The organism is Reticulibacter mediterranei (assembly GCF_016587455.1).
In genome coordinates this window covers 255,725-274,964 of record NZ_BNJK01000002.1, presented here as the reverse complement: position 1 = coordinate 274,964, position 19,240 = coordinate 255,725, and the positions used below count along the sequence as shown (strand labels likewise).

Here is a 19,240-nt window from a genome sequence, read left to right as displayed (position 1 = left end):
GAGAAAGCATTATTCCTTTCTGCATGATTTGATATTGCCCTAAGAGGGCCACTAAGTACAATCAAAAGAGTTTCGCGAGATGGTTTCATGGGTTCTTCCTGTCCTCTCATTGTATCATCTATCCTATAGGACTTTTTTGATTGTATTTCACTTGTTGATGACTCTACAAACACTGACCATCTATCTACATGTAAAATATGTGACACAACACGAGGCAGCACTGTCCGCTTGCAAACTGCACTTATTTTGATTACAATTAGGACGGAGGAATAACCTATGGATTCTCATCTGCTCGCCAACACCGGCTGGTTTCGCATTGCGGTACAATCGCTGGTGCTGCTTGCCGAAACCGATGGACTCTGCAAAAGCGCCACCATCGCCCAGGAACTCAAAGCACACGCCACCTTTTTGCGGCGTGTGATGGTCTCGCTTGTCCAGGCGCAGATCGTGGAGGCCCGCGAGGGTAGAGATGGCGGCTACCGGCTCGCCCGACCTCCCGAGAGCATCACGCTGGCCGATGTCTACCGCGCGACCAGAGGCGTGTGCCAGGTGGAGGGAAGCGCCAGCAGAGATATCAGCAGCAATGCTCGGGTTCAGCAAGCATTCAGTGAGATTACCTGCGAGATTGAGCACTCCTTCCTCGCCCTCTTAGAGCGCTATACAATCGCCTCGCTGATGGAAAAGACCCCCAACCCTCTCAATATGAATTAAAGATTACACCTAACTTGTACAATTGGCGCATCCATAAAATCCTCGGAGGTCGGATCGGATATGGCAGGGACGATGGCTTGTCCTCGCCCTTGACCCTTGGGGAGCCGGGCGAGGACAAGCCATCGTCCCTGCCATATCCGGGTAACGTTGACCGCTCTGTTTGCCGAATGCGCCAATCATTAAAAACTGTGCTTGACATTATCACAGTTTACCATTATACTGCACTTATATAGATTGCAGTAAAAGAACGCGATAGGTTGCCTGAGGGGATCATCCCGATATCTTTTATTGTGAAAAAGAGGTATATAAAAGCTTATGCAGCAAAAACAGGATATTTCAGTAGAGCGGTCGATTCGTGATCGTGTAGGAGTGACGCTCTCCCCCACCACAACTGAGGAAGCCCTTGCGCGCATACGCGAAGCCGAGCAAGCTGGTGTGCAACAGATCTGGATGGGAGACGCGTATCACGCCGATACGTTGACGCTCTTTGCCATCGCCGCAGCGCAGACTGAGCGCATCAGGCTTGGCACCGCGATTGTTTCTACCTATCCGCGCCATCCGCTGATAATGGCACGGCAAGCCCTGGCGTTGCAAGATGTGGCTCCGGGACGTCTGCGCCTGGGAATCGGTCCCGGTGGCCGCATCGCTATAGAGGACTGGTATGGTCTGGCGATCACCTCGCCTCTGTCCTATCTCAAAGACTATGTACAGGCGCTGCGCAGCATCTTATGGGGGGGCAACACAAGCTATCAGGGCCAATTCTTCAATATAGCGCTCCCTATGCCGCATGTTGCTCAGGTTCCACTGCTCATCTCGGCGCTCGGCCCAAAGTCGTTCCGGCTCGCGGGAGAGATCGCTGATGGTATACTTCCCTGGATGTCTCCAATTCCGTATCTCTTGCAGGTCGCGCTCCCTGCCATACGTGCTGGAGCCGAGGCCAGCAATCGCACCACGCCACCGCTCGTCGCGCATGTGCTGGTTGCGCTGAGCACCGATGAAGCGGCGGTGCTGGCAGCAGCTCGCAGCCGAGTGCAAATGTACGGTCGTGTGGGTGTATATGCGCATATGTTTGCCCGGGCTGGTTTTGCGGGCGCGGCGAACGGTGATGAGGCGTCGATCAACGCGCTGGCACGTTCGCTGGTGATCTATGGCGACGAAGCGAGCGTGCGCCGTCGTGTGCTGGAATTGCTGGCAAGCGGCCTGGATGAAATTCAACTGCAACTCATTCCTATTGTAGACGAAGTGCAGGAGCGCCAACGTCTGCTACACCTTGTTGGTTCGCTTTGATGAGAAGGAGATCAAAATGAAAGCTATACAGGTCCACACGTTCGGAGGCCCGGAGGTGTTGACGTATCAGGACGTACCACGTCCCACAGCAGGAGTTGGTGAGGTGCTCATTCGTGTGCAGGCGGCGGGAGTGAATCCAGCTGAGTGGAAGGCCGTATCGGGGCTGACGAGGCGCGTACGAGAGGTTCCTCTCCCTTTTATTCCAGGGTGGGATGTCTCTGGCATCATTGAGGAGGTAGGACCGGATGTGACTGCATTTCAACAGGGCGACGCTGTGTATGGTCTGCTGCGCTTCCCCTCGCCCTCAGCTGGCACATATGCAGAATATACCACCGGACCAGTTGCGGACCTCGCCCTCAAGCCGACGAGCATCGATCATATTCAGGCGGCGGCGGTTCCGATGGCGGCGCTGACGGCCTGGCAAGGACTGTTTGTGCATGGCAGAATGGAGGCAGGTCAGACGGTCCTGATTACCGGGGCAGCTGGTGGAGTTGGTCATTTCGCGGTCCAACTGGCGAAAAGCAAGGGGGCGCGAGTCATCGGAGTAGCTTCGGGACGGCATGCGGCCTTTTTGCACGAGTTAGGAGTGGATCAGTTTATCGACTACACAAGCACTTCGCCAGAAGGCGCGGTTCACGACGTTGACCTTGTGGTTGATACCGCTGGTGGCATGAATGGTGATCCCCTGCTTTCCGTCCTCAAGCCGGGCGGCACGTTGATACCGATCTCCGCAAACCAGTTTTCCCCTGAGCGAGTGGCACAGGCTGGCGTCTCGATAGTGACGACGATTGGCCCTGTTATGCAGGTACGTTCCAGCGGCGCACAACTTGTGGAGATTGGCAAACTGATCGATGCTGGTCAGGTGAGGGTCGCCATCGATACAGTTGTGCCACTGGCAGAGGCTGCGAGGGCACATGAGCGTAGCGCAGCCGGCCATGTGCGGGGAAAGATTGTGCTTGCCATTTGAAGCACAAACAAGGGAGAGAAGCGCATGCTCCTCTCCCTTGTATCTCATCGGAATCGGAGAAGAAACGGCCTAAGAGATGGCATCACCCAGCGTCGAAGATGATGAGCCTTCGAGCACTGGCTCTTGCTCACCGCTGGCGATAAACTCGACATGTCGGGCCTCGCGACCAATGGCGGTGAAGATGATGACTGCAATGAACGCGCCCAGCGAGAAGATCGCCAGCGCGATTGCGAAATCGGGCGTCCCCTTCGTGCCAAAGTTTTCTGCCATTACCGCCTCTAAGAAGACGATCTGTGCAGCAAACAGATTGCCGAGTTGGTATGCAAACCCGGGGAAGGTGCCGCGTACGTCGGTGGGCGAGAGTTCGTTAAGATGGGCCGGGATCACGCCCCAGGCTCCCTGAACCATAAATTGCAGCAAGAAGGCACCAGTTGCGATTGAAGCCAGCAGATTGAGGCCCGGAATCCTGATAAAGCCGACCCAGAGCGGTATCATGATCAGGCCCAGCACGCAGGCGATGATGATCGCGCGTCGGCGTCCCCACTGCTGCGAGTAGTAGCCAAACAACGTGCCGCCAATGATGGCACCAATATTCGAGATGACCGTAATGGTCGAGGTTGAAGCAACGCCCAGCTTCAATTGTGCTTGCAGGAAGTTTGGTAGGTTATCCTGTGTACCGTGTGACAGGCTGTTAAATGCTGTCATCAACAGGATCACATAGATAAAGAGCACCCAGTGGTTCTTGATGGCCTCGACCATCCCCGACCACGCGCTACCTTGTTGAGCGCGCAGCGTCTCCTGGCGTTGCGTCCAGACCGGCGATTCTGGCACCTTTGTACGGATAAAGACGACCAGGAGCGCGGGCAGCACGCCGACGATAAACATAGCGCGCCAGCCAACAGACGGAAAGATGGTGAAGACCAGATAATACACGATTGCGCCTAAGAGATAACCACAGGCATAACCCTGCTGAAGAATGCCGGAGAAGAGGCCACGCGCACGGGCAGGCAGCGCTTCCATCGCCAGCGAGGAACCCAGTCCCCATTCGCCACCCATTGCAATACCGAACAATACACGTAGGATTAAAAAGACGACATAATTAGGCGAAAAGGCCGTCAATAGTTCAATGATCGAATAGCAGATGATATCGACCATCAGTGGAATGCGGCGACCAAAACGGTCTGCAAGAATACCGAAAATGAGAGCGCCTACGGGACGGAGCATCAACGTTAATGCTGTGGTAAAGACAACGGCGGAAAGAGCCACCTTGAATTCGCCCGCGATCCGCAACGTGACAAAGGAGACGAGGAAGAAGTCGAAGGCGTCCAGCGTCCAGCCCAGGAAGCTGGCAAGAAAGGTGTTGCGCTGATCGCGGTTGAGCGATCCTAGCAGAGTAAATACACTCATCAGTGAATTTCCTCTCATAACCAGTACAGCAGTGTACAATTGGAATGACACTATTACGAGGAACGGCTACAGAAACGACACATCCTATACAGCCGCCAATCACCCCACTTGCTATTACTTGAAAGTACGTATATGGCTGCATTACCATTATATCTTTTTTTGGCGATAATTTCCTACCCCCATTTTCTACGCTTATCTCAACTTCCATGTCTCTTAAAGCTCATCCTTTATATCGTCCCTCGATCCCTTCTACAATGTATCGCTGTGACCCTATGATATAATTGCTATCTTATCAGTTACGTAGAAAACATTTTAAGCGTTTAAAAGGATGGAAGCGTGAAAAAATTCTTTAAAGAGCACTTTACTCCAAGGGAATCTGATCCCTCCAAAGAAGGCGATAAAGGCAAAAAAGGAGGACAGAAGGAAGAAAAGTGGATGCCAATGCACGACCCTGGACTGGGTCAATATAGAGCTGAGTCAAGTCGTACAGGTGGCCTTCGAGAAGGTTTTGGTAGAAGTAAAGAAAAAGAGGCAAAATTAATAAGAAGGGAAGGGGAAGTAGCAGAATATGTTCCCGAGGAATTTCATAACCGAAAGCTTCTTGCCACTACAAACGAACGAAGCAATTGTGGCATTCATGCTATCCTGATATCGGACAAGCCTGATCTGTCCATTCAGAAGGGAGTAGAGACAACGAAAAAAGTGAGATCGGACTTGATAAAAGATTCCAAATTGCCACCTGAAGCTGTGATGCCTGGCAAACCGCTAGATCTCAGTACACTTGGAGAGGCAATCCTGGACAAGATGTCCAAATATATCGGGGAAAATAGAGGTCTTATTATACATTATAGTCATGGCATAGAAGGTGATGACCATCAGGTAGTTAGAGAAGGAAAAGAACCGATCAATATCTATCTGGACCGTCGTGGACATTATTGGGGAATGGGGCCGGAGATTGAGCCAGGAGCATGGAAACCGAACCCGGCAACTTCTGGAAGGGCAATCATGGAAGCGAGCCGACGGGCAGAAGAAGAGTGGCAAACCACACAAGCGTTCCTACAGGCAGAAGAAGAGAGGCTACTTGCTGAAGCTTTAGAACGTTCAACGCTGGAGCAATAGCACCTGGTATCTCAAGATACGGGAAGATTTCCAGGGTGCTGCCGGTCCTTCCTTGTCGCGTTCTGAAGCCTGACAGGATAGGCTTGCTATCTGATAAGGAACCATGTATGATAAACAGAGCAGTGTATTGCTCTAACAATTCATCTGATTGGAGGTCTTTGATGGAAAAAATCACGTATTCCAGGAGTTTTTCTGGCTTTTTTCACGGGACACCTCTATTTCAGAAAGGATTGTTATGTTCTCACCTCTTGCATTATTACGCTTACACGTCGAGGCCGTCTGGTATGTTCGGTTCACCCATGATCTTGAGCTAGCGCGCGACGGCGTGCAACCGCCCTGGAAGCTGCTGGTGACGGAAGTGGCCGGGGAGCGCGTCTCCATCTGGCGGCCCGATATTGCCCTGCCCGAACGTGAAATCCTGCGCCTACAGATCGACGAGGCGCTCACTTCACAGCATGTGCCTCAGCCCGGCGTACACCGCGAAGTGGCGCTGGTCCAGACCGCAACGCCGCACATCACGTTGGAGGCGGCCCAACGCATCGCGCGCCCTCTCCTTCCCTCTGAGCATCCGCTGCTCCATCTGTTTTATCCCGACGCGCCCGACGACGATTTTCAGCCAGAGCAGGAGCCGTTCGTTGGCGCTCTTCACGAGGGACGCTTGCTCTGTCTGGCCCATAGCTCTCGTCGCACCACAGAAGCCTGTGAGCTTGGCATTGAGACGCATGTAGAGGCTCGTCGCCGGGGATTCGCGCTGGCCGCAACGCTGGTCTGGGCTGATCTGGTCAGGCGCGAGGGGCTGGTCCCGCTGTATAGCGCGCTGGCCACCAATACCGCCTCCCTCCATCTGGCAAAAGCAGCTGGCTACCGTCCCTTCGCACGCATCGCCACAATCTCGTGATACAATACATGTGATTTTTATAATTGGGGCATCCGGGCAATTGAAGGGGGAATGGTAAGGGAACAAAGCATGTTGGGTTTCCCGTAGCGACAAGGGGCGGTTGGAGGGTCTTGGCGGGGGCCTTGCGCTTGTCGCCCTCCCTGGCTCTGGTGGCGAGAGCGACAAGCGCAAGGCCCCCGCGACCCCACCACACACCCCTTGTCGCTACGGGTGTGGGAGGACTCCTCTCTTCCCGGCATATTTACCGGATGCCCCAATAATTACGACGTGCAAGCGTTTGTCTTATGTCATTAAAGAGAGGATTCATGAGTTTAGCATTACCCGGTGATGAGCAAGCACGCGCTGCTATCATGCGTGAATTGGAGAGTCGTTTTGCACCAGAAGACGAGGCGTTGCGCAACAACATTACGCGAACGCAGGAGCAATATCATCACAGCGGGCAGATTACGCCCTTACAGGGCAAGCTGTTCCAGGTGCTTGCCCTGACCTGTGGAGCACGCAAAATTCTAGAAATCGGCACAATGACCGGCTATTCCGGCGTCTGGCTGGCACGTGGCCTCACCTCCGGTGGCAAACTGATTACGCTGGAGGCCCAGCCTGATTATGCAGAGACGGCCCGAACGACTTTTGCCGAAGCTGGTATCAGTGACCGCGTCGAGATTCGTATCGGCGCGGCCCTCGATCTATTGCCAGCGCTCGTTGCCGAAGCCCCTTTCGACTTGATCTTTATCGACGCCGATAAGGTACACAATCCGCAATATCTCGATTGGGCGCTGCGCCTGAGCCGGGCGGGATCGCTCATCATCGCCGATAATATCGTGCGCGGAGGACAGGCATTTCAGACACCGCCACCCAACGAGAGCGCAGCCGGGGTTGCCGCCTACACGCGCATAATTCTAGAGCATCCCCGCCTCGTCAGCGTCGCGCTCTCCCACGACGATATGAATAATGGTATCGATGGATACTCGATTTCCGTTGTACTGGAAGAATAAGTGAATCTGGTGATCCCCGTGTCGTAGTCGCGCGATTTATCGTGGGGGAGTGGAGCCGGGCGAGGACAAGCCATCGCCCCTGCCATAGACGGGATGCGCACCCAGGAGAAGACCCTTCCCGTACGACATGGGGGAACGTTACAGGTTGGGGAATGAGTTTTTATAGCAGGAGCAAAGCATGTCTCAAAACTCTGGCGATCTGCGTGCGAGGCGGACTCGTAAGCTCCTGCGTGATGCTTTGATGGCCTTAATAGAAGAGCGTGGATTCGATGCCCTCACCGTTGGCGAGATTGCCGCTCGCGCGATGGTGAGCCGGGCCGCGTTTTACCGCTATTATCAGGATAAATACGATCTGATCGAGCAGATATTTGAGGAGGAGATGCAGACCTTAACCCGCAATCTCGGCTCTCCCCGCACGATCTCATCACGCGCTACGATCCGCAGCACTCACCAACGCCGCCGCGCTGGGTCAGTTTCTTTGAGCATATCGAGGAAAATGAGCGCTTCTATTGCATGCTCCTGGGGAAAAAGGGCAGTTCATGGTTTGTGGCGAAGATGCGCACATCAATCGCCGAAAAACTCAACGAACGTGCGCTGATAGCATACGCCGATAAAAACTTCAGCAGCATGCAGCGCAGTTTTCTCACGGACCTGATCGCCGGGCTGGTTGTCGATGCGATTCGCTGGTGGCTGGAGCAGGGCAGGCCGTACACGCCAGAGCAGATCGCGACACGCGTATATCATATGATCTTCGCGATCCTCAAAGATGCTCATACGTGGCACTAGCTCTCAGGCGCGCAGACGAGCGGCGAGGGCTGTGTAGCGTTCGTTATCCATGACGCGTGAGATAGCCATACCGATGGCCTTTGTTGGCCCAACCAGAATCGCTCGCTTCTTGGCACGCGTCAGGCCTGTATAGAGCAGGTTGCGCGAGAGCAGAATATAGTGCTGAGTGAAGATGGGGAGTAGCACCACCGGATACTCGCTGCCCTGCGCCTTATGAATAGTGATCGCCCAGGCCAGCGCCAGTTCCGAAAGATCGGCGTAGTCATATGTGACAGTGCGCTCGGCGAAACGAACCGTGACCTCCTGTTCCTCCAGATCGATGGTCACAATTGTTCCCAGATCGCCATTGAAGACCTCGCGCTGGTAGTCGTTGACCTGCTGAATAACCCGATCACCGACTCGCATAACCCCGCCTCCGCGCTGTAGCTCCACTTTGTCGGATCGCGGAGGATTGAGCGCTTGCTGCAATAACGTATTGAGGGCGCGCGTTCCAGCCTCGCCACGCGTGGTGGGACAAAGCACCTGTACCTGCTGAACCGGATCAATGCCGCGTGTGGGCAGAAACTCGCAAACCAGATGGCGAATGCCCTCCGCTCCCAACGCCGGTTCGGGCGCTTCAAGCCAGAGACAATCGGACGCGTTAAACTTAGTTGTCGGGGTCAATTGCGGAAACTGGCCGCGATTGATGCGGTGAGCGTTGGTCACGATATGGCTGGTCGCCGCCTGTCGAAAAACCTCGGTGAGGTGGGCGACGGGAACCTGCTCGCTCTCGATAATGTCGCGCAGGACCATGCCGGGTCCGACACTGGGCAACTGGTCCACGTCGCCGACGAGCAAGACCTGAGCATCTGGCGGGATCGCTTTAAAGAGGGAGTGAGCGAGAAAGAGATCAAGCATCGAGGTCTCGTCGATCACCAGCGCCTCGGCCTCTAGTGGGTTGTCTTCGCGGTAACGAAACTGCATGGTACTTGGATCGAAGGCGAGCAGGCGGTGAATCGTGCGGGCCTCGTGCCCGGTCATCTCTGCCAATCGTTGCGCTGCTCGTCCAGTCGGTGCGGCCAGCATGATCGATTTGCCCATCGCCTTCCAGAGCGCAACAATCGTACGGGTCGTAAAGGTCTTGCCACAGCCCGGACCACCCGTAAGAATCAGCAAGCGCGAAGAGGCCGCCTGCTCCACCGCCTTGCGCTGCTCGTCAGAAAGCACGATCCCCTTTTTCTGCGTATAGCCATCGATCCAGCGCTGCACACGTGCCGCATCGATCTCGACGGGATGCCGGGCAAGGTTGGTCAGGCGGCGGGCAAGCGCGACTTCGGTATGGTAAAAGGCGGGTGCATAGCAGTTCTCTTGCCCATCGTCAACCGGCTCGATCACCAGTTGTTGCGCCTCCGCCATCTTGTTGAGCAGACCGTTGATGCGCTCGGGATCGACTGGATATTCAGGCAGGGAGAGCTGTTGTACCGCTCGCTCGATCAACTCCGTGCGTGGCAAAAAGCAATGTCCATCCTCCGACGCTTGGCTCAGGAGATGGAGCAGCCCGGCAGTGTAGCGAAAATCGGAATCGGGGGCGATGCCGAGGTTGCGGGCGATGGTGTCGGCGGTGATAAAGCCGATGCCATAAATATCGGTGGCAAGCTGATAGGGGTTCTCCGAGACGACCTCAATTGCCTTGTCGCCATAGTGTTTGTAGATCTTGACCGCGTATGTTGTCGAGACGCCATGCCCCTGTAAAAAGAGCATGACCTCTTTTATTGCTTTCTGAGCCTCCCACGCCCGGGCTATGATTGCGACGCGTGCCGGACCGATGCCGGGTACTTCCTGCAAGCGCTGGCTCTGCTGCTCGATGATGTCGAGCGTCTCCAGGCCAAAGCAGGCCACGATGCGTTTTGCCGTCACGGGTCCGATGCCCTTAATCATGCCGCTGCCCAGATATTTTTCCAGACCAGTGAGCGTGGCGGGTTTGGTCTCCTGGGAGCGCACGACCTGCAACTGTTGACCGTATTTGGGATGATCGCGCCAGTACCCTTGCAGGCGCAACGTTTGACCAGCATGAATATCGGGGAAGCGCCCAACGATAGTGACCAGATCCCGCATGCCGGCAGCCTTGAGACGTGCCACCGTGTACCCGGAATCTTCAGCGTGGAATGTCACTCGCTCTACAATCCCTTGCACCGTCTCCAATGGTGGGGTGCCAGCAGCAGAAGTATCAGATGATGAACGTGTCAACGATCTATTCCTCTATGCAAGCTAGTTCATATTGTTTTATTATAGCACATCTAGCATGCGAGACCAAAACCATCTCAAGAGATGGCCTTCGTAGCCTTTGCATACTCGGCTATTTGGAATGAGCGATGGATCGTAGAGGGAAGGCGAGGGTCTCCGTGGAGTGCCTTCTCCCACAACTGTGAGACACTTCATAGCAGCATGTCGCCTTTCCTTCTATAATGACGCTGTTCGCAAAGGCATACCCTCTTTTTATTGGCAAGAAGGAGCTGAGTATGAGTATACCTGTCCAGAAACCTGGGAAGGGAGCAACGCGTCGATGAGACCGCTTGAAGCGAGAGAAGGGCGTGAGGTGCACAAGGGCAGCATCACGGCGTGGCGACCCTGGCGGCTCAAGCCGCTCGAACTCTTCCAAGCCGGTGCCGTCTCTATCCCCTCTTGCCAGCGTTTTACTCAGGAGTATCTGCTTATCTGCATGCAGTCAGGTGCAGCCCACCACCAGTATCGAAACACTCGTGTCAATCATCAGGATGGTGATGGGACGCTTCTGGTGATCGAGCCTGGAGAAAGCTGGACCTGCCATTCCAAAGATTGCACCTTCCATGGCCTCTTTATTGATCCGGCCTGGCTGCAACGGCTCGCCACCGAGCTGTTCCACAGGGAGCAGTCCTTGCCCCATTTCCCCAGCCACCCCTTCTTTGATCCGTCTTTGAGCCGGGCTATGCGCGACCTGGCAAGAGGATCGCTGGCTCCTGTTTCTCGTCTGCAACAGGAGGAGATGCTGTTGCACCTGTTTGCTCCGTTGCTGCTTTCCCATGCCGAAAACGCGGAAGCATTGCCTCAACTGGGCAGGGAACACCCGGCCGTCAGATGTACAAAAGAGTACCTGCAAGCGCACTACACTGAGGAGATTGCGCTGCAAGAGCTGGCTAAAGAGACTCACCTGAGTCCCTTTCACCTCTCGCGGATCTTCCGCCAGGCTGTTGGTTTGCCTCCCCATGCCTATCAGATGCAACTGCGCCTGGCGCGTGCCAAAACGTTGCTGGCGCAAGGCTTCGACGTGAGCTATGTGGCCCATGAAACCGGCTTTTTTGATCAAACTCATTTTACCAGGCATTTTAAGCGGCGCTACTTGATGACCCCAGGAATCTACCGCAAAACCGCAAGATTGTACTAGTCGCTCTGCAAGAAGCTCGGGTAGACTGGAAGCACGTCAATGCAGCGTGCTAGTGTTCTCTACCTGGGAGACTGGCATCACATCACCTTTGAAAGTCAAAAGACTGAGCAAAAGGAAAGAAATGACAATTCTTCAGAACTCTGATCATGCTTTTTTCAAAGACCTTGCGGCACTCCTGACTGGTCAGATCATCATCCCCGAAGATGAAACCTACGAACAGGTGCGCCAGATCTGGAATGGAGGCGTCACAACCCGCCCGGCTGCCTTCGTTCGCTGTGCCAATACGCAGGATGTCATTCACGCTCTTCGCTGGGTCCGTTCGTATGGATTCCCACTCTCTGTCCGTGGAGGTGGACACGATTTTGCAGGACGAGCTTTGCGCGAACACGGCATCGTGATCGATTGTTCTCCGATGAGAGAGGTCACCATTGATCCGCAGACACATACGGCTCGCATTCAGGGCGGAGCAACCATAGGCGATCTCATCGACGCATCACAAGAGTACGGGCTTGCGACGACTACCGGTGCCATCTCCGGCGTTGGGATGGCTGGACTCACTCTGGGCGGAGGGTATGGTCCTCTGATGGGGGCGTATGGATTGACTACCGATAACTTGCTGTCGGCGCAAGTGGTGACAGCCGATGGGCAGTACATTTCGGCAAGCGCCACAGAGCATGCGGACCTCTTTTGGGGACTGCGTGGTGGTGGGGGCAATTTCGGTGTCGTTGTTTCTCTGGAGTATCGCCTCCATCCCGTCACCACGGTATTAGCTGGCTTGCTGCTCTATCCTCTGGATCAAGCCAGAGCGGTATTCCACTTTTATAACGAGTTTATCACGACGGCCCCCGATGAACTGACGATTCAACTGGGAGTCATCCAGATGCCAGGCGGCATGCCTGTTCTGTTTCTCTCCCCCACCTATTGTGGTTCTCTGGAAGCAGGAGAACGAGTGCTCGCACCGCTGCGTGCCTTTGGCAAACCGCTGGCCGATCAGATCCAGCCGATCGCCTACGATGCGCTCGTTCACAGTGCAGATGCCATGTTCCCTCAAGGCCGTCACTACTTCAGCCAAACCCGGTCCCTGGATGGTTTGCGTGCCGAGACGATTGAGGTACTCGTCGAGTCCGTACAGCGGTTTTCCTCCCCATTTTCTGCAATCTCGATTCATCACTTTCATGGGGCTGCCAGTCGCGTATCCGCATCTGCGGCCGCCTTTGCGCCACGTCAGGATCATCTGATGGTCGAAATCGTTGCAGGCTGGGAGCCACAGTCGCCAGAAGCGGACCAGAGGCATAGGCAGTGGGCGCAGGCAAGTTCAGATGCACTTGCACCGTATGCGCTCAAGGGGGGATACATTAATATGTTGGATGAGGGAGAGCAGGAGCGTGTTCCGCTCACCTTTGGGGCCAACTATGAGCGTTTGCTTGCGCTCAAGCGGATATATGATCCAGAGGATGTGTTCCATTCGACAATCGGACATATCATGTTGTAGAGGATAAATACCGACATGAGACGATTCTCCGCCATCTTCCGCACCAAGCTGTACAACAGGAGGTGTCAAGATTTTGCTAACCCGATCTCCTCGGTGAACGTCCCAATATGCTAGAGTTTAGCAAGGAGATGACGGGAAACGGGCAATACAAGCGCATTAAAGGAAAAAGCCCACCCAGGTTCACAGAGGACTTGCCAAACGGAGTCAGGGCGAGTACAGTAAGGGTGTAGAAGTCTTCTTGTCTGGAGGCATGAGAAACAATGGAGAGGCACCCACCTGGAATCAAACCGCAATCGTGGCTCGTCTCAGCAGGCCGCGCTTCCGAACCCGGCGCTCCGCTGAACGTCCCGCTGATCCCCGCATCGAACTTCATCATCGGCGGGGGGCGTGAATACTCTCGTGATGATGGTACTCCGACCTGGGAGGCACTCGAAGAAGTCGTCGGCGGGCTTGAGTCTGGAAAAGCTGTGGCGTTTGCATCTGGTATGGCCGCCATTGCCTCAGTGTTTGATCAGCTAGCGGCTGGTGCCATTGTGGTACTCCCTGATGATTGCTATCAAGGAGTTGCAGGCTTAGCAACAGCAGGTGCCGAAAGACAGCGTTGGTCAGTGCAACGCGTGGCGGTGGATGATACAGCTGGCTGGATTCGTTCCTGCGGGGTCGCTGACCTCATTTGGCTTGAATCCCCTTCGAACCCACTGCTCACTGTCGCGGATCTGGAGGCTGTTTGCGCTGCACCACGCAAGCCAGGTGCAATTGTTGCAGTGGACAACACTTTCGCCACACCTTTGAATCAACAGCCGCTTGACCTGGGTGCGACGGTGTCTCTGCAATCAGCAACCAAGTTCATTGGTGGCCACTCCGACCTATTAGCAGGGGTCGCCACGACCAAGGACGATGCCCTCTGGCATGCTTTGAGGAAGTCCCGTGAGCTTACTGGTGCGACACCAGGAACGCTCGAAGCTTTCCTTGCCGTCCGGGGTGCGAGAACTCTCGCGCTTCGGTTACAGCAGGCACAGCAAACAGCCATGATGCTTGCACAGCAGCTTGAGAGGCACCCGCTAGTCACTCGTGTCCGCTATCCGGGCTTGCCCTCACATCTAACGCATGCGACAGCCAGGCGCGTGCTCAAGGGCTTCGGAACCATCATTTCGTTCGATCTGCTTGGAGGGGCTGAGGTTGCTGATAATGTCTGCCGAAACGTCAGGCTCATCCGCCATGCCACCAGCCTGGGAGCAGTGGAATCAACGATGGAACGACGAGCTGCAATCCCAGGACAGGGACACCTTCCCCCTTCGCTCCTCCGACTGAGCGTTGGGATCGAGGACGCCGACGATCTGTGGGCGGATCTCGACTCGGCGATACGCTCTGCCGCACGGTGAGGACGAGCATCCCTATCGTAGTCGAGCGATTTATCGCGGGAATCACGTACTAGCTTCTCCCCGCGATAAATCGCTCGACTACGACGGGAGATGGGTTAAAAAGCGACCGGCAATTCCTGCAAGCCGCGCAGGATCAGGCCCGGTCGCCATTTGAGTTCTTGTGCATCACCTTGCAAATGCAGATCAGGTAAACGACGAAGCAGCGTGCTGATGGCGACCTGTCCTTCCAGCCGGGCGAGAGGCGCGCCCAGACAAAAATGAATACCCTTACCGAAGGCGATATGCTCGTTCTCTTCGCGCGTAATATCGAGATCTGCCGGTGCCGCAAAGTGCGCGGGATCAGTATTCGCGCCCATCAGCGAGACCAGCACCATATCGCCCTTTGGAATAAGAGTGTCGTGCAACTCGATATCCTCGCTCGCCCAGCGGCCCGTGCCGATGATAACCGGTGCCGTATAGCGCAGCAACTCTTCAATGGCCGGGACGATCAGCGATGGGTTATCCTGTAACAGACGCAACTGATCCGGGTGCTGCAAAAGCGCCAGCATGCCACTCGCGATCAGATTGACCGTCGTTTCATGCCCCGCCACGATCAGCAGGAAGATCATCGAGATCAGCTCGTTCTCTGAGAGCCGGTCGCCATCTTCTTCAACTCGCACCAGCTGGCTCACCAGACCATCGTCAGGATGTTCGCTCTTCGTGGCTATCAACTGACGTACGTAGTTCGTAAATTCCTCGACCTCGGGCGGAGCCTGGCGATCAGCATCAAAGGGGCCAGATTGATCGAGAATGGCGTTGCTCCACTTACGAAACTGCTGACGATCCTCTGCCGGAATGCCCAGCATCTCGCAAATGACGGTTACAGGCAGCGGAAAGGCAAAATCATTGATGAGGTTCATCTCTCCGCGCTCCTGTGCCTGATCGAGCAGATCATTGGTAATTTGCTGAATGCGATTTCGCAACCCTTCGATCATGCGAGGCGTAAAAGTTTTAGAGACCAGACGACGCAAACGAGAATGATCAGGTGCATCTGCCGCCAGCATATTGTAACTCAACAATTTCAGCGTTGGCGAAGACCTGTCTATCTGAGCTTTCTCCTCTTCTGAGAGCAGCGTCATCCGGTTTTTGATGAAGCGCTGATCTTTCAGGATTGCCTGTGCATCCTCGTAGCGCGTCACCATCCAGGCGTACTGCCCTTCCGTGACGGGGAAACGATACAGCGGTTCCGTTGTGCGCAGATCCTCCCAGGCGGGAAACGGGTTCTCTTTAAATGTTGGCGAGGTAAAATCGTTCCATGTATAGTGAGACATATTGTATGTAACCTTTCTGATTTTCACCGATGAAGCAATAACTTGTTGCAAAGGTTGTAGCCTGTTACAATAACAGTGTAACCAGAGATCAAGACACGATCAAGCATCAAAACTTGCGATATGTTACTTATGCGACAAAGAGGGAAAAATGACGCACGGACAAACAGATTTACGCATTCGTCGCACACATAAATTGCTCCAGGAGGCTATGATCGCGCTGATTGCGGAACGTGGCTTCGATGCCATCACGGTTGGCGATATTGCCGACCGCGCTATGGTCAACCGAGCCACATTTTATCGTCACTATGAAGACAAATATGATCTGGTGGCGAAGATTTTTGAGGAGATGGTAAACGAGCTAATCAATAATATGAAACCCCAGCAGAAAAAATTTCACGTGCAAGATCCTGAAAATCCGGCGGATATCTGGGTGCAGTTATTTACACATTTTGCCGAACATGCTGATCTTTATCGAGCGTTGCTGGGAAAGAATGGTAGCTCGTGGTTTGCCGATAGAGTGCGCGATTATGCGGTAACGGTGATATTAGAGCGAAAGCTGTATCATGATCGACTTTTCGGCTCTGACAAGCTAGAAAATGCAGGAATGCCTCCTGAACTCCCGGTTGTGCTGCTTGCACATACTTTGCTCGGGGCTATTACATGGTGGTTGGAGAGCGAAAAGAGCTATACACCAAAGCAGATGGCAAGCTGGTTCCTGAGCTACGGACTGTATGGATACGCCCACGCCTGCGGGATCGATATTCCACGATCAGATGGTCAATGCAATAGGGAGGAAATGATTGGCGATTAAAGTTGTGCTATTTGATGTCGATGGCGTCCTCGCCAATGGAGGGCCGTTCAGTCATTGCCTGGAGCGTGATTACGATATTACACAGCAGATCGTGCGTCCTTTCTTTCAGGGCCGTTTCCGCGAATGTCTCGTGGGGAACGCCGATCTCAAAGAAGAGTTGGCACCCCTGCTTCACGAATGGGGCTGGCGAGGGAGCGTCGATGATTTCCTGGACTACTGGTTTCGCAGTGAGCACAGCATCAATGAGCCGCTGATGTTGGAGGTACAGCGCTTGCGAGAGCATGGATTGCGCTGTTACATCGCAACCGATCAGGAGAAATATCGTACCGCCTACCTGCTCGAACACATGGGTTTTGCCAACGCTTTTGACGGTATGTTCTCCTCTGCCCATATCGGCTACATCAAACACGACACACGCTTTTTCCAATCGGTTTTGCAAGCGTTACAAGATATCCACGCAAATGAGATCCTCTTCTGGGACGACACTGCGGGCAAGGTTGAGACCGCCCGCAGCGCCGGTTTGCAGGCCGAAGTGTACCACGACTTCGCGGATTTCACAGAAAAGATGGAGCGGTTCATTAAGTGAAGCAGGCGCTCTCGCCGCGATACACTGTGTACTTGCGTCCATCAAAGATACAGAACGTAGTACCTTAGAGCGTTATGCGGATTGAGGCTCGATAAAAACAGGTAATTACTTGCCGGTTGATGTGGAGAGTGAGCCGTTGATCCTGGGCCACGACGGCCAGCGTATTACTCCAGGTGCCCCACACCTTTTTGCAAATGAGTAGATTGGCGATATTCCACATTCTGTTCTCTTCTGCGTTTATAGAACGAGGGGTATTCAATGAAAAGCTGCTCTCACTAGCGAAAGGACAACAGATCATGTCAAACGTTGCTCGCATTTGTCTCTTCATTCTTGCTCTAGGAATACTGATCGGCTTTTTTTTTAGGAGGGATTGTAGGCAGTATCATAGGCTTGTTTCTTGCAGGAGTTCTCGCTGTGCCGATTTATTGTCTCTCTGAGGTGTTCAAACGAAACGCTGCTGAGGTCAATACATGGGAAGATCCTCTCAGCGATCTGCCATCCCGCTCGCACAACGATCCATCCCGACTCCCAAAAAGTGCTTATGACCCGTCTCATGGACATGGAGGCTTCTAGAAACCCATTCTCAACAAATGCCAGTTCCGTGGCCTGACACGCTTTACGAGTGCCAACGATCCTGGGTGTCGAGATACTGGTTATTGGGAATGGGCACCACAAATCGCCCATAACGACCAATCCTACGCGCTGCTCCAGACCGATTTCAATCACAACGAGAACCAGTCAATCGTGGTAGGCAATCTTTCTGGCGGCACACCCACCACGATTGCAAGCAGTGCGAATGTTGCTCTACCCAGGGACGAAGCTCATTTTGAGAGATTCTTGCAACTGGTAGGAATGATATAGCGGAGTGGCGTCGTAAGGTGGACATCTGGAAAAGGGCAGCAATTTCATTGCCGCTACTGGACCGCTCTTGAGGCGCAGAAGCTCGCTCAACTTCGCACCCTCTATCACCCCGGATATGGCAAGGGCGATGGCTGGTCCTCGCCCTCCGTGCCGCCATCGCGGTGTGTGAAGCCGGGCGAGGACCAGCCATCGCCCTTGCCATATCCGATTCGACCCCAGAGGAGTTCATGGATGCATTAATTGTCTCCCTCCCCTAGAGGCCCAGCAGCTCTCGATAGTGGGCCAGCGCCTCTTTACGGGTGGTGGTCTGCGTCGAGGCTTGCTTCCATATTTTGTAGTGTTCGCTCATGCAGACGGCGCAGGGGCGGTAGCCAGCCGCTATGGCGGTGGCCTCGTCTGCGAAAAAGACGCGATGCCTGACGTACTGACCTTTCGCTATGTAGGCCAGGGCGCTGCGACAATCGAGACGACCGTAGCCCCTGTTTCTCCTGTGACCCCCAAACTGTCCTTTTGTCTCGCTCTGGTATGGCTTCCCATCCGGGCCGATCAATGTGTAGAGCTTCATAATATCGCGTCCTCTATGCTCGAAGATCAAGTATAGCACGTTCATGCTGCAATAACCATCGTTTGCGCTCCAATCCCCCCGCATAGCCGGTGAGCGAGGCGTCGGTGCCAATGACTCGATGGCAGGGCAATACAATACCAACAGGATTGAGCGCGTTAGCCGCCCCAACAGCACGGCAGGCGGTCGGCTTCCCTAAGCGTATCGCCAGATCTCTGTAGGTTGTGGTCGTGCCAGGGCGGATCGATCTCAGCTCCTTCCAGACTCGTTGCTGAAAGTCTGTGCCGCCAGTGCTGACCGGAATAGCGTCCAGGCTGTGATAATCTCCGGCAAAATAGGCGCGCACACGATCACTGAAACCCGCTGGATTGCTGGTTGGCACAAGATCCACAGAGCCGTAGTGTCGCTGCAACAGCTTCATCATACGCTGCTCACAATCACCAAAATCGAGCGCACAGAGCCGCTCCCCATCTGTCGCGAGCAGCACCGTTCCGATAGGCGAGTCGAACGCGTCGAACTGTAATTCTTTCATCGCCATCTCCTTTCATACACCATGATCGTATCACCACTCGTTCCCGCTGGCTGGCGCTTTTCGGACATCTTCATTGCTGGTGGCGGCCAATCCAATGGCGGCGATCCGACGATCATGTCCGAAATTCGCTAGCGATT

Annotated in this window: 19 protein-coding genes; 13 read left to right on the top strand and 6 right to left on the bottom strand. The window is 54.4% G+C overall.

Annotation, left to right across the window (positions count from 1 at the left end):
* The first annotated feature begins 276 nt into the window (after positions 1-276).
* From K3T83_RS39425 to K3T83_RS39415, 3 genes are all read left to right on the top strand, one after another.
* Positions 277-711: an RrF2 family transcriptional regulator gene (locus tag K3T83_RS39425; RefSeq protein ID WP_220208623.1), complete on the top strand. Its 435-nt coding sequence runs from the start codon at positions 277-279 to the stop codon at positions 709-711.
* A 315-nt stretch (positions 712-1,026) separates the two neighbouring features.
* Entirely contained in the window at positions 1,027-1,998 is a 972-nt protein-coding gene (locus K3T83_RS39420) for an LLM class flavin-dependent oxidoreductase (protein ID WP_220208622.1), read from the top strand.
* A 16-nt stretch (positions 1,999-2,014) separates the two neighbouring features.
* The gene (locus K3T83_RS39415; RefSeq protein WP_220208621.1) at positions 2,015-2,965 is read left to right on the top strand and encodes an NADP-dependent oxidoreductase; all 951 of its coding nucleotides are present in this window, start codon (positions 2,015-2,017) and stop codon (positions 2,963-2,965) included.
* A gap of 69 nt (positions 2,966-3,034) precedes the next feature.
* Here the strand turns inward: K3T83_RS39415 and K3T83_RS39410 are convergent, their stop codons facing one another.
* On the bottom strand, positions 3,035-4,372 hold the full coding sequence (locus tag K3T83_RS39410; protein WP_220208620.1) for an MFS transporter: 1,338 nt from the start codon (positions 4,370-4,372) through the stop codon (positions 3,035-3,037).
* Between the two features lie 336 nt (positions 4,373-4,708).
* On the opposite strand from K3T83_RS39410, the gene K3T83_RS39405 reads away from it, so the two are divergent.
* The 5 genes from K3T83_RS39405 (at position 4,709) to K3T83_RS56630 (ending at position 8,167) form a co-directional block, all read left to right on the top strand.
* Complete coding sequence (locus tag K3T83_RS39405; RefSeq protein WP_220208619.1) at positions 4,709-5,491, top strand: hypothetical protein; 783 nt, start codon at positions 4,709-4,711, stop codon at positions 5,489-5,491.
* A 235-nt stretch (positions 5,492-5,726) separates the two neighbouring features.
* Complete coding sequence (locus tag K3T83_RS39400; protein WP_220208618.1) at positions 5,727-6,389, top strand: GNAT family N-acetyltransferase; 663 nt, start codon at positions 5,727-5,729, stop codon at positions 6,387-6,389.
* Positions 6,390-6,694: 305 nt separating this feature from the next.
* Positions 6,695-7,381: an O-methyltransferase gene (locus K3T83_RS39395; protein WP_220208617.1), complete on the top strand. Its 687-nt coding sequence runs from the start codon at positions 6,695-6,697 to the stop codon at positions 7,379-7,381.
* 178 nt (positions 7,382-7,559) lie between these two features.
* Positions 7,560-7,979, top strand: a complete 420-nt coding sequence (locus K3T83_RS39390) for a TetR/AcrR family transcriptional regulator (protein WP_236065169.1) — start codon at positions 7,560-7,562, stop codon at positions 7,977-7,979.
* Positions 7,895-8,167, top strand: a complete 273-nt coding sequence (locus K3T83_RS56630; protein ID WP_236065168.1) for a TetR-like C-terminal domain-containing protein — start codon at positions 7,895-7,897, stop codon at positions 8,165-8,167. The genes K3T83_RS39390 and K3T83_RS56630 overlap by 85 nt, the downstream gene beginning before the upstream one ends.
* A gap of 3 nt (positions 8,168-8,170) precedes the next feature.
* Here K3T83_RS56630 and recD2 read toward each other — a convergent pair whose 3' ends face one another.
* The gene (gene recD2, locus K3T83_RS39385; RefSeq protein WP_220208616.1) at positions 8,171-10,393 is read right to left on the bottom strand and encodes an SF1B family DNA helicase RecD2; all 2,223 of its coding nucleotides are present in this window, start codon (positions 10,391-10,393) and stop codon (positions 8,171-8,173) included.
* Positions 10,394-10,709: 316 nt separating this feature from the next.
* Here recD2 and K3T83_RS39380 point away from each other — a divergent pair, with 316 nt between their 5' ends.
* From K3T83_RS39380 to K3T83_RS39370, 3 genes are all read left to right on the top strand, one after another.
* Positions 10,710-11,567 carry an AraC family transcriptional regulator gene (locus tag K3T83_RS39380; RefSeq protein ID WP_220208615.1) on the top strand — a complete coding sequence of 286 codons (858 nt, stop codon included), beginning with the start codon at positions 10,710-10,712 and terminating at the stop codon, positions 11,565-11,567.
* Between the two features lie 121 nt (positions 11,568-11,688).
* Positions 11,689-13,059, top strand: coding sequence for an FAD-binding oxidoreductase (locus K3T83_RS39375; protein WP_220208614.1), 1,371 nt, complete (start codon positions 11,689-11,691; stop codon positions 13,057-13,059).
* Between the two features lie 260 nt (positions 13,060-13,319).
* Positions 13,320-14,441, top strand: coding sequence for a trans-sulfuration enzyme family protein (locus K3T83_RS39370; RefSeq protein WP_220208613.1), 1,122 nt, complete (start codon positions 13,320-13,322; stop codon positions 14,439-14,441).
* Positions 14,442-14,536: 95 nt separating this feature from the next.
* Here K3T83_RS39370 and K3T83_RS39365 read toward each other — a convergent pair whose 3' ends face one another.
* On the bottom strand, positions 14,537-15,751 hold the full coding sequence (locus tag K3T83_RS39365) for a cytochrome P450 family protein (RefSeq protein WP_220208612.1): 1,215 nt from the start codon (positions 15,749-15,751) through the stop codon (positions 14,537-14,539).
* Positions 15,752-15,899: 148 nt separating this feature from the next.
* On the opposite strand from K3T83_RS39365, the gene K3T83_RS39360 reads away from it, so the two are divergent.
* Positions 15,900-16,562: a TetR/AcrR family transcriptional regulator gene (locus tag K3T83_RS39360; protein WP_220208611.1), complete on the top strand. Its 663-nt coding sequence runs from the start codon at positions 15,900-15,902 to the stop codon at positions 16,560-16,562.
* Positions 16,552-17,148 (top strand): HAD family hydrolase, encoded by a 597-nt coding sequence (locus tag K3T83_RS39355; protein WP_220208610.1) that lies wholly within the window; start codon positions 16,552-16,554, stop codon positions 17,146-17,148. The genes K3T83_RS39360 and K3T83_RS39355 overlap by 11 nt, the downstream gene beginning before the upstream one ends.
* A 64-nt stretch (positions 17,149-17,212) precedes the next feature.
* Here K3T83_RS39355 and K3T83_RS39350 read toward each other — a convergent pair whose 3' ends face one another.
* The 3 genes from K3T83_RS39350 to K3T83_RS39340 all read right to left on the bottom strand — a co-directional run bounded on the left by K3T83_RS39350 (position 17,213) and on the right by K3T83_RS39340 (position 19,103).
* Positions 17,213-17,368 (bottom strand): hypothetical protein, encoded by a 156-nt coding sequence (locus tag K3T83_RS39350; protein WP_220208609.1) that lies wholly within the window; start codon positions 17,366-17,368, stop codon positions 17,213-17,215.
* An 894-nt stretch (positions 17,369-18,262) separates the two neighbouring features.
* Positions 18,263-18,574, bottom strand: coding sequence for an Ada metal-binding domain-containing protein (locus tag K3T83_RS39345; protein WP_236065167.1), 312 nt, complete (start codon positions 18,572-18,574; stop codon positions 18,263-18,265).
* 13 nt (positions 18,575-18,587) lie between these two features.
* Positions 18,588-19,103 carry a methylated-DNA--[protein]-cysteine S-methyltransferase gene (locus K3T83_RS39340; RefSeq protein ID WP_220208608.1) on the bottom strand — a complete coding sequence of 172 codons (516 nt, stop codon included), beginning with the start codon at positions 19,101-19,103 and terminating at the stop codon, positions 18,588-18,590.
* Positions 19,104-19,240: the final 137 nt, after the last annotated feature.